This is a genomic window from Mesorhizobium jarvisii, assembly GCF_003601985.1.
Taxonomy (GTDB): Bacteria; Pseudomonadota; Alphaproteobacteria; order Rhizobiales; family Rhizobiaceae; genus Mesorhizobium; species Mesorhizobium jarvisii.
Genome location: NZ_QZXA01000017.1, coordinates 32,472 through 46,917, shown reverse-complemented (window position 1 = coordinate 46,917; position 14,446 = coordinate 32,472). Strand labels below are relative to the sequence as shown.

Here is a 14,446-nt window from a genome sequence, read left to right as displayed (position 1 = left end):
CAGTAGGCAGTAGGCAGTAGGCAGTAGGGGAGTGTGTCGGAATGGAATGGCTATTCACCACTCACTATTCCCTACTGCCTAATTCCTATTCGCTAATTCCTCAGTGGTCTTTCTTCCAGGCGTCGGAATTCACCCAGTAGTCGAGGTTCTTCTGCAGGCGGCCGTCGATGGTGACCTGATTGAGGAACAGGTTCATCCAGATAAGCAGGTCCGGCTCGTCATAGCGGGTGGCGAAGGCAAGCGGCTCCTTCGACAGCAGCTCCGGCATGATGGTGAAGGTGCCGGCCGGATAGGCGGTCGACTGGCCCTTGACCGCCGAGACGTCGTTGACGCCGCAATCGGCCTGGCCGTTGTTGACCGCGTCGAGCAGCAGCGGACCGCCGCCCTTGTAGCTCTTGATGTCGGCATCGGGGAAGGCGGCCTTGGCTTCCTTCTCACCGGTGGCGCCGAGCAGCACCGCGATCTTGGTGCCCTTGGCCTTGCAGTCCTCGGTGGTCTTGAACTTGCTGTCGGCCTTGGTGAAGACGGTGCTGCCCGTGTACATGTAAGGCGTGGTGAAGGCGACCTTCATGCCGCGCGCCAGCGTCGGCGTCATGTCGGCGACCAGAAGATCGGCCTTGCCCGACAAGAGCGCCGGGATCAGGCCGTCCCAGTCGAAGTCGAGGAAGGTGATCTTCACACCCATTTCCTTGGCCATCAGCTCGGCGAGTTCGACCGAACTGCCGGTGCGTTCGCCATTGGCGCCGACAAGCGAGAAGGGCGGACCTTGCGTCTGCACGGCGACGCGCAATTCGCCGCGCTTGGTGATCTCGTCCAGCGTTCCGGCGCTGGCGGCAGCGGTCAAGCCCGCGAGCGCAAGTCCGGCAATGAAAAGTCTGGCAATCTTCATTCTGGCATTCCTCCCAGTTGTTGTTTGCCCGCGGATTCCCTTGGGCGCTTTTTTTGAGCGGCGGCGCCGTTTGCCGGCGGCGGCCACCGTTCGAAAATCCTCAGTCCCAGGCCACCGTCTCGGCAACCTTGATGCCGCGTTTGGCCAGTTCGTCGAAGAAGGGTTCGTCGGGCACGTCGAGCAGCGGGTTCAAAAGGCCCGGCGTGGTGATCTCGCGCCGCGCGAGCATCTGCGCTACGATGCTGGCGGGATAGCCAACGCCGAGGCTCATGCCGAACAGGCCCGAGGTCAGGTCGCGCTCGATAATCAGGTCCGATGTCACGGTCTTGGCGCGGCCGCCTTCGAGGCCGGAAAAGACATTGCGCATCACGCAAAGGTCCTTCTCGCCGGGGCCGTATTGCAGTTGCGGGCCGAGCAGCCGGCCGAGGAATTCGCGCGGGCTGCTGGAGGTGCCGGGCACCTTGTCCTCGGAGAGAAAACCAAGCTCCTTCAACGGCGCCCAGAAGGCCGACCATCCCGGCCAGCGCAACGTGTAGCGGCCGGAGCGGCGCAGCCCGTTTGCGGAGGGAAGCATCTCGACATAATGCAGCGCGTCACCATTGGGGAAGGCTTCCAGCCGGCCGAGGCCGGCGACTTCGATCTCATGGATGAAAGGGCTGTCATGCTGGCGCGCGGCGGGTACTTCGACGCGCTTGCCGTCCTCGATCATGACGCTGTCGCGGTTCTGGCTGACCAGGACCATGTCGAAGTTCCAGCTCACCTTGTAGCAAAGCGGCTTGGCCATCGCCTTCGGCTCGGGGATGCCGCCGCAATAGGAATCGATTGATGTGATCGCATCGAACTGTTTTGCGGCGCGGGCGTAGAGCACGAGGTCGATGCCGGGGTCGAGCCCGCATTCGGTCATGATCGAAACACCGGCGCGTTCGGCTTCCGGCGCCAGATCGGCGATGGCCTTGCCGTAATTGGTGGTGACCAGCGGCGTGCGGGTCGCGATGGCGGCTTGCACCGCCTCGCGCATCAGCGGCTGCGGCAGCAAATCTATGACGGCGTCGGCGTCAGCCAGCACATCGGCCAGCGCCGGCCCGATCGCGCCGTTGGGCATGACGAAGCGCACGCGGGAAAGGTCGGTCAGATCAGCCAGCCGGGCCGCGCCGTCCGGCGTGGTATCGACGCAGATCACCTCCTCGACGCCACTGGCGACAAGATCGGCGATGGCCGCCCGGCCTTGCAGGCCGAGGCCGCCGAGAACCGCGATCCTCATGCCGGCTCCTTGCGGTCGTCCGACCAGCAGCCTTCCGGCAGGCTGACCCATTTGTTGCAGGACGCCATGACGACGAAGGTCTCGCTGCGCACGACCTCGCCCGGCTCGCCGGCGCCGGGGATCAGTTCGCTGGTGACGCGGTAGAGATCGGCGACGTCACCGGCCACCGTCACGTCGACGATGATGTCGAAGCGCCCGGTGACCACCGAAGCCGAGTTGACGAAGGGCAGTTCGGAAATGCGCTGCGCCAGTTCACGGGCCCGGCCGCGCCCCTGGGCATTGATGCCGACAATGGCCGAGATCAACTCGGGCCGTTCGGTCAGGTTCAGCAGGCCGACGATCTTGAGCAGGTTGCGGTCGAGCAAATTGCGCAGCCGCGAGCGCACCGTGGGCACCGAAATCGCCAAGATCTCGGAGAGCCGGTTGATGCCCGGCTGCGCGTCCTGCGACAGCTGTTTCACCAGCCGCCGATCGGTCAGATCGAGATGTTCCCGCAAAGTGCCCGTCTTTCACAAATGAGAGAAATAGACGCTATTTTCTTTCTTATGTGAAAAGATACTATGGGAAATTTTTGATAACAGCAAGGCCCGTATAGCCTCTGGGCTGTGACCATCTCTTCTTCCATGCAGGCAGGTGGGATCAAGCGCCTGGTGGTAGACCTGTCGAAGCCGACGCAGGGGCCGCTCGAGGGCGCGGCGCATGGGCTGGCAAGGCGTGGTCTTCGCCTTGCTGTTGCATCTTCGAATTCAAGGGGATCAGGCGAGCTCGGTGGGCTCCGGCGTGGCGCGCAGGCGGCCGACATCGCGCACCGGCGGTGCGCCGAAGAGGCGGGCATATTCGCGGGAGAACTGGGAAGCGCTTTCATAGCCGACGGAGAAGGCGACGCCGGCCGCATCGCCCGACGTGGCGAGCAGGCGGCGGCGCGCTTCGTTGAGGCGGATGCGCTTCTGGTACTGGATCGGCGTCATCGCCGTGACCGCCTTGAAGTGGCGGTGGAACACCGAGGCGCTCATGCCGCCCATGCGGGCAAGATCCTCGACGCGGAACGGCTCCGCATAGTGGTCGCGGATCCAGGCCAGCGCGCGGCGAATCTGCGACAGGCGGCTATCGGCCCCGGCAATCTGGCGCAGCATGGCGCCTTGCGGCCCCTGCAGCAGCCGAAACAGGATTTCGCGTTCGAGCAAGGGTGCCAGCACTGGGATTTCGGCCGGATGATCGATGAGCTCCATCATGCGCAGCCACGCATCGACCAGCGCCTCGTCGGCCCGGCTGACGGCAAAGCCATGGCCGATCCGCGCCTCGGCAACGGGGGGCATGTCGAGCAGCAGCGGAGCGATCAGCGTGGTGTCGAGGGCCAGGCTGACCGAGAGGTAGGGATGCTGCGGGCTGGCCTGCAAAACCTTGCCGACGGCCGGCACTTCGACCGCGGCAATGAAGTAGCGGCCGGCGTCGTAATGCAGCAACTGATCGCCGATCATGACGGATTTGGCGCCCTGCAGGACCAGGCAAAGCCTTGGGTCGTAGAGCCCCAGCAACGGCCCGGTCGTCGCCTCGCCCTTCATGATGGCCACGCGGGGAATCCCGGTTTCGGTCAGCCGGCCGCGCGCATGCCGCATCACCAGCGCTTTGAGGTCGTCGAGCGATTTCATCACAGCCTGTAGATCGCATCGGAGCGGCCGGCAATCAAGCTCCCGGCAGGAATAGGCAAGAACTCACCAGTTTTCGGCACGCGGCGGCCAGCGGTCCGCCCCATCTCTGCCGGAGACCAACCACAGATCAAACTGGAGATGGACATGACCGACAAGACCGCACTGGTGACCGGTGCCAACAAGAGCATCGGCTACGAAACCGCGCGCCGGCTGGGCGAAGCGGGCTACAGGATCTGGCTGGGCAGCCGCGACAGGGAACGCGGCGAAGCTGCGGCGGCCGAGCTCAGGCAAAAGGGGCTTGATGTGCGCATGCTGGAAATCGACGTCGCCAGCGACGCCAGCGTCGAGGCCGCCGCGCTGCGCGTTTTTGAGGAGGACGGACGCCTCGATGCGCTCGTCAACAATGCCGGCATCCTGGGCTCCATGCTCGCTCCCAGTGAAGAGCCCATAGCCATCATCAAGGATGTCTACGAGGTCAACGTGTTCGGCCCGATCCGTACCACGCAGGCCTTCCTGCCGCTGCTCAAGGCTGCCCCGCGCGCCAATGTGGTGATGGTTTCCAGCGGGCTGGGGTCACTCGGCGGGTTGACCGATCCGGCCAGTGAATTCTATGCGATCAATATCCTTGGCTACAACAGCTCCAAAACGGCGCTCAACGCCGCCACCGTTGCCTTCTCGAAGGAGTTTGCCGCAGCGGGTATCAAGGTCAATTCGGCCGATCCCGGCTATACCGCGACGGACTTCAACGGACACAGCGGGTACCGCACCGTGGGGCAGGCGGCCGAGATCATTGTTCGCTTGGCGACCCTGGACGAAAACGGTCCGACCGGCGGCTATTTCTACGATGAGGGTCCGTTGCCCTGGTAACGGCCCGGCAGGCCACCCGTTTCGGCTCCGGCCAGGGCCGCGGCCAGCAGCTTTGCCTGCGGTGTCAGTTCGTCGAAGCTGCGGGCGCAGAGGTTGAGCTGCCGCGTGGCCCAGTCGTCGCTGAGCCGCAGGCTGCGCAGCGTGCGGGCCGAGCGGCGGGCGGCACTCTCCGGCACGATGGCGATGCCGGCACCTTGCGCGACCAGCCGGCAGACATTGTCGAGGCCGGGCACGCGAATGCGGATGTGCAGATGGCCGCCCAGGCGCGCGGCCTGACGGGTGATGTGCTCCTGCAGGGCATGGCCGAGGCTGAGGCCAACGAAGGATTCGCCCAGCATGTCGGCGAGGCTGGCGCTATGCCGGCCGGCAAGCCCCGGCCAGTTCCGCGCGGCGATCACCACCAGCCGGTCGACGAAGAACGGTTTCTGTTCGAGATGCGAGAGGCCGGCCCAGGTCGCGGCGATGCCGAGATCGGCCGCACCGCTTGCCACCGCCTCGGCGATCTCGTGGCTGGGGCGCTCGTCCAAATCAATGTCGATGCTGGGGTGGGCCACCAGGAAGGCCGGCAAGGTATCGCGCAAAAGCTCGGCCGTGGCGGCGGTGTTGGCCACCAGCCGGACACGGGCGCGCAGGCCGCCGGCATAGGCGCCGAGGTCGCCGGCCATCGCCTCCATCTGGTTCTGCACGGCGCGCGCATGATGCAGCAGCGCCTGGCCGGCCGCCGTCGGCACCACGCCGCGGCGGCGGCGTTCCAGCAGCGGCGCGCCGAGCCGCTCCTCCATGCCCTTGATGCGGGCGCTCGCCGAAGCCAGAGCCAGCCCGGCAAGCTCGGCGCCATGGGTGATGCTGCCGCGCTCGGCCACCAGCAGGAACAGCCGGAGATCGGTGAGATCGAAGCGCATTTCTTGCTCCCTGCGAGGTGCACGGCGTTGGCTTCAGCCTTCGTCCTGGACGAAGGCTGACAGCGCAACTTCCACATTGTGCGCGGGCCCGATGTCCGTCAAATCTTTTGCGATGGAGATTTGCGATGAGCGAAAAAGCGACGGGCCGGCTCGGTATTCTTGAAGGCATGGCGATCGTGCTTGCGGTCGCCGTGGCCTCGCTTGCCATGGCGCAGGCACAGCCTGGCCCGCGCGGATGCACGACGATTGTTCCCGCCAGCCACGATGCCGTGCCGGCAAAACCGGATGCCGATGCCGCTGACATGCTGCTGCATGATTGATCCCGTGGGCATGCTCAGCGCCGGCTCCATCGCCTGGATCGGCGCGGTCTTCCTCGCCGCCGGTTTCGTCAAGGGGGTCGTCGGCATGGGCCTGCCGACCGTGGCGATGGGCCTGCTGGCGGTGACGATGCCGCCGGCCGAGGCCGCCGCCTTGCTTCTGATCCCGTCACTGGTCACCAATCTCTGGCAGTTGTTCACCGGCCCCGCCTTCGGCGGCCTGTGCAGGCGGCTGTGGACGATGATGGCCGGCATCATGCTGGGCACCGTCGCGGGGGCAGGGGTGCTCACAGGCGCGCATGCGGGCGCGGCCTCTGTGGGGCTTGGGGCGGCGCTGGTGCTTTACGCCATCCTTGGCCTGTTCAAGCTCAGCTTCACCACGCCGGCGCGCCACGAGGCCTTGATGTCACCGCTGGTCGGCGTGGCGACGGGGCTGGTCACCGGCGCGACCGGCGTCTTCGTCATCCCGGCGGTGCCCTATCTGCAATCGCTGCGGCTGGAGAAGGAAGATCTCATCCAGGCGCTCGGCCTGTCCTTCACCGTCTCGACGGCGGCCCTTGCCATCGGCCTGTTCAGGACGGGCGCGCTGGCATCGCCGACGGCGCAACTGACAGGCTCGATCCTGGCGCTGCTGCCCGCGCTGGCCGGCATGTTCATCGGCCAGGCGCTGCGGCAGGCGATGGGCGTCGAGACTTTTCGAAAGGTGTTTCTTGTCGGGCTGCTGACGCTGGGAGTTTATCTGGTGCTGGAGGCGTTGCGGTGAGGTTGGTCTCACTCGGCAATCGACCGGATAACCCGCGCCGGGTTTCCGCCGACAAGCGTGTTCGCGGGAACGTCTTTCGTGACCACCGAGCCCGCCGCGACGACGGCGTTTTCGCCGATGGTCACGCCGCCGATCACCGTAGCGCCGGCGGCGATCCAGACGTTGCGTTCGATGACGATCGGCTTCGCGTTGGTGAAGGCGCGGCGCCGTGACGGTTCGAGCGGGTGGCCTGATGTGATGAGGCTGACATTCGGCCCGATCAGCACGTCGTCGGCAATGTCGAGCCCGCCAAGATCATAAAAGGTGCAGTTCTGATTGATGAAGACATTGCGCCCCACCCGGGTGTCGGCCCCGCCGGTCGCGTAAAAGGGCGGGATCAGCAGGAAGCTGTCGTCCACTTGTCTGCCGATCAGTTCGCTGAACAGGGCGCGGACCTCGTCCGCGTCGTTGAACGTCAGACGGTTGAGACGGGCGGTGATCGCCATCGTCCGCTTGACGTCCACCAGCATGGCCGCCGATTCCGACGTTCTCCCGGGGATTATCCTGGTACGATCCTCATGCGCCATTCGTCGTTTCCTCACAGGCCCGGTCGAACGAATGTTGGCGCGCGATGGCCGCGCCGGGATGCGCCCCTTGGCTGTCTACTTGAGCATGATTCCGAAAGCCGGTTCCAGCTCTCGGGGTCACACTAACTCTTTGTTTTAACGCAATTCCCAAGGGAAAGCGCTTTCGCGCTTTTCCCGGCAAAACCGTTTTACACTTTTCCTGGAATTGCTTTAGCGCACGACCAGCACCGGGATTGCGGTGTAGGACAGCACTTCCGCCGTCTGGCTGCCGAGAAGCAGCTTGCCCAACCCGCGGCGGCCATGCGAGGCCATCACGATCAGGTCGCAGCCTTGCGCCTGCGACAGTTCCAGGATCGCCTCGGCGGGCCGTTTGTCCTCGACATGCACAAGCTTGGCGGACACGCCGGCCGCATCGGCCGAGGCCTTGCACTTGGCCAGAACCTCCTTGCCATATTTGCGCGCCTCTTCCTGGTAGACCGCCAGTTCGTCGCCCGCCGCATAACCGGCCATTGCGCCGCCCCAGGCGAAGATGGGGAACGGTTCCGAGACCGTGACGAGGGTGACGGCGGCGCCGATGCCCTTTGCCAATGTGAGGCCATGGGCAACGCCCTTGTCGGCCAGTTCCGATCCGTCGGTGGCGATAAGCAGATGTTTGTACATGATGATCTGACCTGTTGTGCAAGGGCTGGCGCCCTTGGGGTGGCGGGAGCCTTGGTGCGGCTCCTCCTGATATAGTTGCGCCGCCGGTCTGCTCACAGGGCCAGCGTCATGTGGATCAGGGCCAGGCGAGGAAGCGTGCCGCGGCGATCTTCCGGTATCCCTGTTGGCCTTTGCTCGGTTGTGCCGCGACCGAGGTTATTGCGACGAAGAGCGGGTGCCGAAGACCACGCGCGGGAAGGTCGACCTTAGTGGCTACCTTACGAATTCGTATATCCGCGGCGAGGCGGCGGTAAGTTACGACATCCAACATTGAGATCATCCGCTGCCTTTGACTGACACGTCCCACCGAGAATACAGCAAATGATGATTGCCATGGGCGCTCCGCGGCCATTACGGCCAACAGGCCCAATAAAACGGTCGCCCTCCAAGTTTCGGCGCAAGCTGAACAATTGGGTGCATGAAAGCAAATGGGCGGCGCTTCGGTGGATGTTCCGGCGCGATATCGCCGCCATTCGATCGGCCCTCGGTGCTGAGCCGTTCACTGCAATCCTTGCTCAATATCCCGACATTGCGCTGAAGCCGGTTCGGCCGTATCTCGCCGCCAATTTGATGCGTATCCATCGTTGTGCAGCCGTCATTGGTCACTACACTGCGGCGGCGCGTCTTTTGACCGAGGCCGCCCTGGTCGAAAGCCACACGCGCGGTCGTCATCTCCTGGCAATGTCGACCGTTGCCGGTGAAGTCACGGTGGAACTGACGGGCCAGGCAGGTTTGTACCGAGAGGGGGAATGGCGCCTTCTCCTGCGCCTGGAAGGACGTCCCGTCATCGAAATGGCGCTCGCGATTGTGGACCGGTCGCTTCTACGTCTCGGTGGCGGCGGCAAGATCCTCTATATCGGCGCTCTGAAGTCGACGTCGACCGGTGTGCAAGGTCTCGAGGATTCCCGGATACTGACCAAAGCCATGGAAGGTCTGCGGCCGAAAACCCTGCTGCTCCTGGTCGCCCAGACTTTGGCATCCTCACTCAAACTGCGTGGCCTTGTCGCGGCATCAAACGCAGGCCACGTCTTTTCGAGGGACTATGCGCTGCGCCGCCGCATCACCGCGGACTATGACAGCTTCTGGGTGGAGTCCGGGGGTAGGCCAATACGTCGGACGATGTATGCCTTGCCCCTGGTGAAGGCTCAACGCGATCCAGCCGACTACAAGCCGAACAAACGGGCGCAAATACGCAAGCGTCAGCGCCGCGAGGTCGAAATCGCGCGTTCTGTCAGCGAATCCGTCAGGCTGTTGCTCCGAAGCTGAACGCCTTGCCGGGCCTGCATCCAGCCAGGTGGCCCACCGCAGGCGCTGGGCAGCTCGCCGAGCATGCCCGGCGGGCCAATCGCGAAACGGTATGATCCTTGGCTTAGAACGGTGCCGCCGGCAGCTCCTGGGTGCCTTCGAGCTTCACAGCCTGGAGTTCGTTCGCGTCATAGCCAAGAGCCCGCAGGATGGTGGGAGCTACCTGCGTCGTCTGCACCAGAGCTGGCACCGACCTCGGCTTGAGCGAAGGACCGCTGATGAGAAGCGCCACGTTGCGATCGTTCGCATTGGCGCCACCGTGCTCGGCAATCTTCGAGCCGGATGTGTAGACCACACCCGGATTGACCGTGGCTATGAAGTCCGGCGTACGGCTGTCGGTGGCCGGATCCTGATAGGCGAGAGCAAGGGCATTCGGCGGCTGGATCTGGGCGATGCCTTCAGCCTTGCTCGATTTCTCGAGATAATCCTGCGCGGCCGCGAGGTTTTTGACCCTGTCTTCCGGCTTGAGCCAGATCAGCGCGGCGTCGTCGGCGATGTGGAAGGCATAGCCCGGTGTCTTCGTATAGGGATCATCGTCCAGTGGCTGGAACGACGCCGGGTCGATGGGCGACTGGCCATGCTTCGAGGCAAGTATGATCAGGGTCGAATTGGCGAGTTTGTTGTCCTTGAGTGCGGCCATCAGTTCGCCGACAGCGCCATCTACATAGGCGAGCTGGCCGGCGAGACCATTGCCAGGCGTGCCGCTGGCATCCAGATAGCCGCCCACCAGACCGGCCTCGTCGCCGGGACCGGCCTTGGGAAGCTTCTGGCCCACGCTCACCGCCTGGAAATTCATGCCGAAAAGCGTGGGAACCGCCGCGGGATGCGAGCCGGTGCTGTCGAGGCCTTTGATTTCGTTGAGCACCGCCTGGACCCGCGCTTCATCGAAGTCGCGCTCGGCCTTGAAGCTTCCCGTCGTCTTGACCTTGGTGCCGGGGATCAGGCTGTCCTGTTCCAACGCGTAGAGGTCGTCGATGCCTTTGCCCGAAGGTCCGTTCAGCCATTCATAGGCGGGGTGCTTGTCGGACCAGGCCGTGCGGCCGCCATGCGCTCTCACGATTTCGAAGACGTTGTTGACCCGCACGAAATCATGCGGATAGACCACCGAGCATTTGCCGTTGATCAGCGTCATCGGCAGCTTTGCCGGGTCGATCTGGCTGCGGTAATCGCCTGGCTTGCCACCACCATCAAGGCGCGTCGAATCGACGTCGATGTTCTCGGCGAAGGCCACCTCGGCACCCGGCTCGCCCTTGCAGTCCGAAGCCGGCGCGAAATAGGTGCGGTCGTAGCTGTCGTCGTAGAACACGCCGGTCGATTTGGGTGTGCCGCCGGTTACCTGTGCCACAAGGCCAGGAAACGAGTCGGACGGGGCGCTGGCGAGCGCATTCGGATAGAAAATCCCGGTATCGGCGAGCGCGGCGAGCGAGCTTTTCGGATTTGCGGCGACATAGTTTGCCAGATCGAGCGCATGAAGCCCGTCGACGCTGATGAGCAGTACGTGCTTGTAGGGCGCGGCGATGGCGCTGGAATTATACAGCGCGCCAGCCAATGCCGCCGTCAGCGTACCGGCAGCCAACGCCAGAGATAGTGTTTTCATTGAAGTGTCCCTCGTCTCGCAGCCCGCGATGGATCAAGGATAGGCGAGTGCACATGACAGGTTCATGAAAACTCGTTGGCAAAGGACCTTACGGATTGGTAAGCCAGCGGTGATGCACAAGAACCGCCGCCGCCAAGCTGCGAAACGCAGGCGGCGAAGCGGCGCTCAAGTGCCGCGATGGCCGCCGGGTCTTTCGCTCCCTTGCGCCGACCGCTACAGCTTTGGCCCGACATCAACGAAGGGCCGAGCGTATGAGCAGCGCGTATCCGCAAATCCATCTGGTCCGGCATGGCGAGACGGCGTGGAGCCTTTCGGGGCAGCATACCGGTCGCACCGACATGCCGCTGACGCCGGCGGGCGAGGCCGCCGCGCGAGGCGTGGCGGAGCGGCTCAAGGGTCAGTCGTTCTCGGCGGTGTGGTCGAGCCCCTCGCAGCGCGCCTACAACACCAGCGTGCTGGCCGGCTTTGGTGCGCAAAGCGTCAGAAACGACGATCTGCAGGAGTGGGACTACGGCGCCTATGAGGGGCGGACAACCAAGGAGATCCTGGCCGAGCGGCCAGGCTGGAACGTGTTTCGCGACGGCTGCCCGCAAGGCGAGATGGCCGCCGATGTCGGCGCCCGCGCCGACCGGATCATCAAACAGCTTCGCGAAGCCGGCGGCTCGATCCTGATCTTTTCCAGCGCGCATTTCCTGCGCGTGCTCGCCGCCCGCTGGCTCGGCCTGCCGCCGGAAGGCGGCGCGCTGTTCGTGCTCGATACGGCCAGCATCAGCGTGCTCGGCTACGAGCATGATCTCAGCGAGCCGGTCGTGCGCAAGTGGAACCTGAAGTAGCGGTGGCAGGAACGCTGGCTCAGCGAGAAACGCCTTCGCTTCGTCATCCACAGGCGGAGCAAGGAGCGCAGCTCCGTCGCTGAGACCCTAGGATGACGACGTGTTGGGTGGCTTTGGCCAATTCCCGACGCCAGGCGCTGAACCAACTCAAACCGCGCGTCCACCTCTTACTCATCGAACTTCCGGATCGCTTCGGCCGTCACCGGCGTGAAGAAATTCACCAGATTGCCGTCGGGGTCGCGAAACAGCAGCGAGCGGTTGCCCCAGGGCATGGTGGTCGGCTTCTGCACGGTTGTGTCCCTGATGAAGTCCGACAGCCTGATGAATTCGGCATCGACATCGTCGACGCGGAATTCGAGGATGGCGGTGTGGTTGTCGGCCGGGCGGGCGATGTCGCCGCCGAACAGCATCAAGGTGCGCGTGCTGCCGATCGCCAGCGTGCAGGAAGGGGTCGCGAGTTCCGCGAAGTCCTCGGTGTAGACCGTCACCGGCATGCCGGTGATCTCGCCGTAGAAGCGCACGAGGCGCTGGACATCCGAGGTGATGATGCGGATAGAGACGAAATTCATTATTGGCTCCTTGATCGTCGAAGCCGCGGCCGGGCTTCCCGGCCGATCTATAGGCCAAGCCTCCCGCCAGCTTTCTGTCAGCAGAAGTGGGCGACGGCTACGCTTCCGGTCCGGACCAGACCGGCGGCAGGCCGAAGGCGGCGAACAGGCCGGGGCCGAGCGGGGCGACATAGACCGTGAGTGAGGCGATGGCGCCATAGGCCGGCTCGATGACATGAAAATCCGCCGGGCTGATGCCGAGATAGGCGGAGATGCTCGAAATGCCGCGCTGGCCGACGCCGGTGCCGGCCATGATGCGCATCGGCGCCAGCGCCATGAAGCGCAGGCCAAGGCCCAGCCGGTCGGCCTCCTTCTGGCTGTGGGCGGCGAGGAACATCTGCATTTGCTTGGCGCCGGAATAGCCGCCGGAGTTCGGCGGTCCGCCGCTGAATGCCGCGCCGCCGGAGATCAGCACGACGCGGCTGCCCGCCTTCAACCGGCCCTGAAGTGCTGCCCTGCAGAACAGGAACGATGCCTTGACGTCCGTCTCCCAATTCGCCGAGAAATCGTCCCAGCTCTGGTCCTGGATGCAGGCCGACGGGGCAAAGGCGCCGGCGCAGATCACCAGCACGTCGGGCTGCAGCGCGGCGAACACCGTGTCGGGCGCCGTGTCCTGCGTGGCGTCGGCGGCCAGCGTCCTGACTCCAGACGCCTCCCAGGCGAGCTCCTTCAGGCTTCCGCGCCGCGGGCGACGGCAAGCACATATGCGCCTTCGCCGAGCGCAGCTTCCACGATCGAGCGGCCGACACCCCGGCTGCCTCCGACCACGACGACATTTTGACCTTGCAACGATCCCATGGATCACCTCGCTTTTCCGGCCCGGACAATTCCGGCGCCTGTAGGTGAAGACAGGGGAGGCGGGCGGAAATCATCGGTGGGGCGGCGAAAATCTTTCGCGGGCGCGGATCAGGCGGCTCTCATTCGTTCGCCGGTTTGTCCAGGACATGATTGGAGCGATAAACTGGACGGCCCATCGCCGATCTCTTGGGCGCAACGAAAACCTGGGAGGAATGGATATGACGACACTGTTCGTGAGACATACCGTGTCCGACTACAAGGCCTGGCGCAAAGTCTATGACGGGTTCGCTCCGGTTCAAAAGGCCAACGGCGTGAAGGCCGAGGCCGTCTATCAGGCGGCGGACAACCCCAACGACGTCACCGTGACGCATGATTTCACCAGTGCCGCCGAAGCGCAGGCCTTCATCAAGAACCCAAAATTGAAGGAGGCGATGGCGAGCGCCGGCGTGGTCGGCGCGCCAAGCATGTGGATCACCAACAAGGCTTGATGGGCCGCCGCCCATCTCCTCGTTCCAACGCAAACTCCCGACGGAAAACTGAGCCTGGGCCGCTTGCGGTCTGGCCGGCGGGACGCTTGCTCAGCCGCCCAGCAGCGCCAGCTCCTCCGGCGTCAAATGCCGCGCGGTGCCCTTGGCGAGGCCGCCCAACGGCAGCCGGCCGATGGCGATGCGGATGAGGCGCTTGACCTCGATGCCGTGCGCGGCGAGCAGCCGGCGGATGTGGCGGTTGCGCCCCTCGTCCAGCACGATCTCCAGCCAGGCGGTGCGGCCGCCGCTGCGCAAAAGCGCGATCGAATTGGCGGCCAGGGTCTCGCCGTCGACGCTGACACCCGCACGCAGCGTTTGCAGCATCGCTTCGTCAGGCACCGTGCCGACCTGGACGTGATAGGTCTTGGGCAGATGCGAGGCCGGGTCCATCAGCCGGTTGGCGAAATGGGTGTCGTTGGTCATCAGCAGCAGGCCTTCGCTGGCCTTGTCGAGGCGGCCGACCGGCGAGACAAAGGGCAAATCGAGTCCTTCCAGGCAGGTATAGACGGTGTCGCGCTGTTGCGGGTCGTCGCGGGTGGTGACCAGCCCGCGCGGCTTGTTGAGCATGACATAGACCTTGCGTTCGGCAACGACAGGCGCGCCGTCGACGACGATGCGGTCGCGGTTCAGGTCGACGCGCAGCGCGGCATCGCGCGCCACCTTGCCGCCGACGCGCACGCGGCCTTCCGCGATCAGCACCTCGGCCTGCGTGCGCGAGCACAGGCCGAGTTTCGACAGCGCGCGGTTGAGGCTGACGCCGGGCGGCTTGGTTGTGGGCGATGTCGGTCGTGCTGCCATTCTGCTGCGGGTCGGTCCTTTGTATCGGACAGATGGCATGGGAGGCGCGGGAATCGCAAGCGATGGC

General features: G+C 64.6%; 18 protein-coding genes. 6 read left to right on the top strand and 12 right to left on the bottom strand.

Going from position 1 to position 14,446, the window contains the following annotated elements; all coding sequences use genetic code 11:
* Positions 1–100 precede the first annotated feature (100 nt).
* The 4 genes from D3242_RS30355 to D3242_RS30340 form a co-directional block, all read right to left on the bottom strand.
* Complete coding sequence (locus D3242_RS30355) at positions 101–889, bottom strand: ABC transporter substrate-binding protein (RefSeq protein WP_064985891.1); 789 nt, start codon at positions 887–889, stop codon at positions 101–103.
* A 100-nt stretch (positions 890–989) separates the two neighbouring features.
* Positions 990–2,150, bottom strand: coding sequence for a saccharopine dehydrogenase family protein (locus tag D3242_RS30350; protein ID WP_064986103.1), 1,161 nt, complete (start codon positions 2,148–2,150; stop codon positions 990–992).
* Positions 2,147–2,647 carry an Lrp/AsnC family transcriptional regulator gene (locus tag D3242_RS30345; protein WP_064985890.1) on the bottom strand — a complete coding sequence of 167 codons (501 nt, stop codon included), beginning with the start codon at positions 2,645–2,647 and terminating at the stop codon, positions 2,147–2,149. The genes D3242_RS30350 and D3242_RS30345 overlap by 4 nt, the downstream gene beginning before the upstream one ends.
* Before the next feature lie 258 nt (positions 2,648–2,905).
* Positions 2,906–3,802 (bottom strand): AraC family transcriptional regulator, encoded by an 897-nt coding sequence (locus D3242_RS30340; protein WP_064985888.1) that lies wholly within the window; start codon positions 3,800–3,802, stop codon positions 2,906–2,908.
* A gap of 135 nt (positions 3,803–3,937) precedes the next feature.
* On the opposite strand from D3242_RS30340, the gene D3242_RS30335 reads away from it, so the two are divergent.
* Positions 3,938–4,666 carry an SDR family oxidoreductase gene (locus D3242_RS30335; RefSeq protein WP_019859622.1) on the top strand — a complete coding sequence of 243 codons (729 nt, stop codon included), beginning with the start codon at positions 3,938–3,940 and terminating at the stop codon, positions 4,664–4,666.
* On the opposite strand, the gene D3242_RS30330 is transcribed toward D3242_RS30335, so the two are convergent.
* Positions 4,639–5,568 carry a LysR family transcriptional regulator gene (locus D3242_RS30330; protein ID WP_064985886.1) on the bottom strand — a complete coding sequence of 310 codons (930 nt, stop codon included), beginning with the start codon at positions 5,566–5,568 and terminating at the stop codon, positions 4,639–4,641. The two genes, D3242_RS30335 and D3242_RS30330, sit on opposite strands and share 28 nt — an antisense overlap.
* 125 nt (positions 5,569–5,693) lie before the next feature.
* On the opposite strand from D3242_RS30330, the gene D3242_RS30325 reads away from it, so the two are divergent.
* Both D3242_RS30325 and D3242_RS30320 read left to right on the top strand, forming a co-directional pair.
* Entirely contained in the window at positions 5,694–5,888 is a 195-nt protein-coding gene (locus D3242_RS30325) for a hypothetical protein (protein ID WP_038648381.1), read from the top strand.
* Between the two features lie 10 nt (positions 5,889–5,898).
* The gene (locus D3242_RS30320) at positions 5,899–6,648 is read left to right on the top strand and encodes a sulfite exporter TauE/SafE family protein (protein WP_064986102.1); all 750 of its coding nucleotides are present in this window, start codon (positions 5,899–5,901) and stop codon (positions 6,646–6,648) included.
* 8 nt (positions 6,649–6,656) lie between these two features.
* Here the strand turns inward: D3242_RS30320 and D3242_RS30315 are convergent, their stop codons facing one another.
* Positions 6,657–7,133, bottom strand: coding sequence for a sugar O-acetyltransferase (locus D3242_RS30315; protein ID WP_223217898.1), 477 nt, complete (start codon positions 7,131–7,133; stop codon positions 6,657–6,659).
* A gap of 291 nt (positions 7,134–7,424) precedes the next feature.
* Complete coding sequence (locus D3242_RS30310; protein WP_064985884.1) at positions 7,425–7,874, bottom strand: universal stress protein; 450 nt, start codon at positions 7,872–7,874, stop codon at positions 7,425–7,427.
* 360 nt (positions 7,875–8,234) lie between these two features.
* On the opposite strand from D3242_RS30310, the gene D3242_RS30300 reads away from it, so the two are divergent.
* Positions 8,235–9,179 (top strand): VirK/YbjX family protein, encoded by a 945-nt coding sequence (locus D3242_RS30300; protein WP_223217899.1) that lies wholly within the window; start codon positions 8,235–8,237, stop codon positions 9,177–9,179.
* Between the two features lie 103 nt (positions 9,180–9,282).
* Here the strand turns inward: D3242_RS30300 and D3242_RS30295 are convergent, their stop codons facing one another.
* Positions 9,283–10,815, bottom strand: coding sequence for an alkaline phosphatase family protein (locus tag D3242_RS30295; protein WP_064985882.1), 1,533 nt, complete (start codon positions 10,813–10,815; stop codon positions 9,283–9,285).
* A gap of 251 nt (positions 10,816–11,066) precedes the next feature.
* On the opposite strand from D3242_RS30295, the gene D3242_RS30290 reads away from it, so the two are divergent.
* Positions 11,067–11,648 carry a histidine phosphatase family protein gene (locus D3242_RS30290; RefSeq protein ID WP_064985881.1) on the top strand — a complete coding sequence of 194 codons (582 nt, stop codon included), beginning with the start codon at positions 11,067–11,069 and terminating at the stop codon, positions 11,646–11,648.
* 167 nt (positions 11,649–11,815) lie between these two features.
* Here D3242_RS30290 and D3242_RS30285 read toward each other — a convergent pair whose 3' ends face one another.
* The 3 genes from D3242_RS30285 to D3242_RS34315 form a co-directional block, all read right to left on the bottom strand.
* On the bottom strand, positions 11,816–12,217 hold the full coding sequence (locus D3242_RS30285) for a VOC family protein (RefSeq protein ID WP_064985879.1): 402 nt from the start codon (positions 12,215–12,217) through the stop codon (positions 11,816–11,818).
* 97 nt (positions 12,218–12,314) lie between these two features.
* Positions 12,315–12,851, bottom strand: a complete 537-nt coding sequence (locus D3242_RS30275; RefSeq protein ID WP_342634148.1) for a hypothetical protein — start codon at positions 12,849–12,851, stop codon at positions 12,315–12,317.
* 74 nt (positions 12,852–12,925) lie between these two features.
* A complete protein-coding gene (locus tag D3242_RS34315; RefSeq protein ID WP_257784443.1) occupies positions 12,926–13,054 on the bottom strand; it encodes a hypothetical protein in 129 nt (42 codons plus the stop codon).
* Positions 13,055–13,272: 218 nt separating this feature from the next.
* Here D3242_RS34315 and D3242_RS30270 point away from each other — a divergent pair, with 218 nt between their 5' ends.
* The gene (locus tag D3242_RS30270) at positions 13,273–13,542 is read left to right on the top strand and encodes a hypothetical protein (RefSeq protein WP_019859609.1); all 270 of its coding nucleotides are present in this window, start codon (positions 13,273–13,275) and stop codon (positions 13,540–13,542) included.
* A gap of 90 nt (positions 13,543–13,632) precedes the next feature.
* Here the strand turns inward: D3242_RS30270 and D3242_RS30265 are convergent, their stop codons facing one another.
* A complete protein-coding gene (locus D3242_RS30265) occupies positions 13,633–14,379 on the bottom strand; it encodes a pseudouridine synthase (protein WP_019859608.1) in 747 nt (248 codons plus the stop codon).
* Between the last annotated feature and the right edge of the window lie 67 nt (positions 14,380–14,446).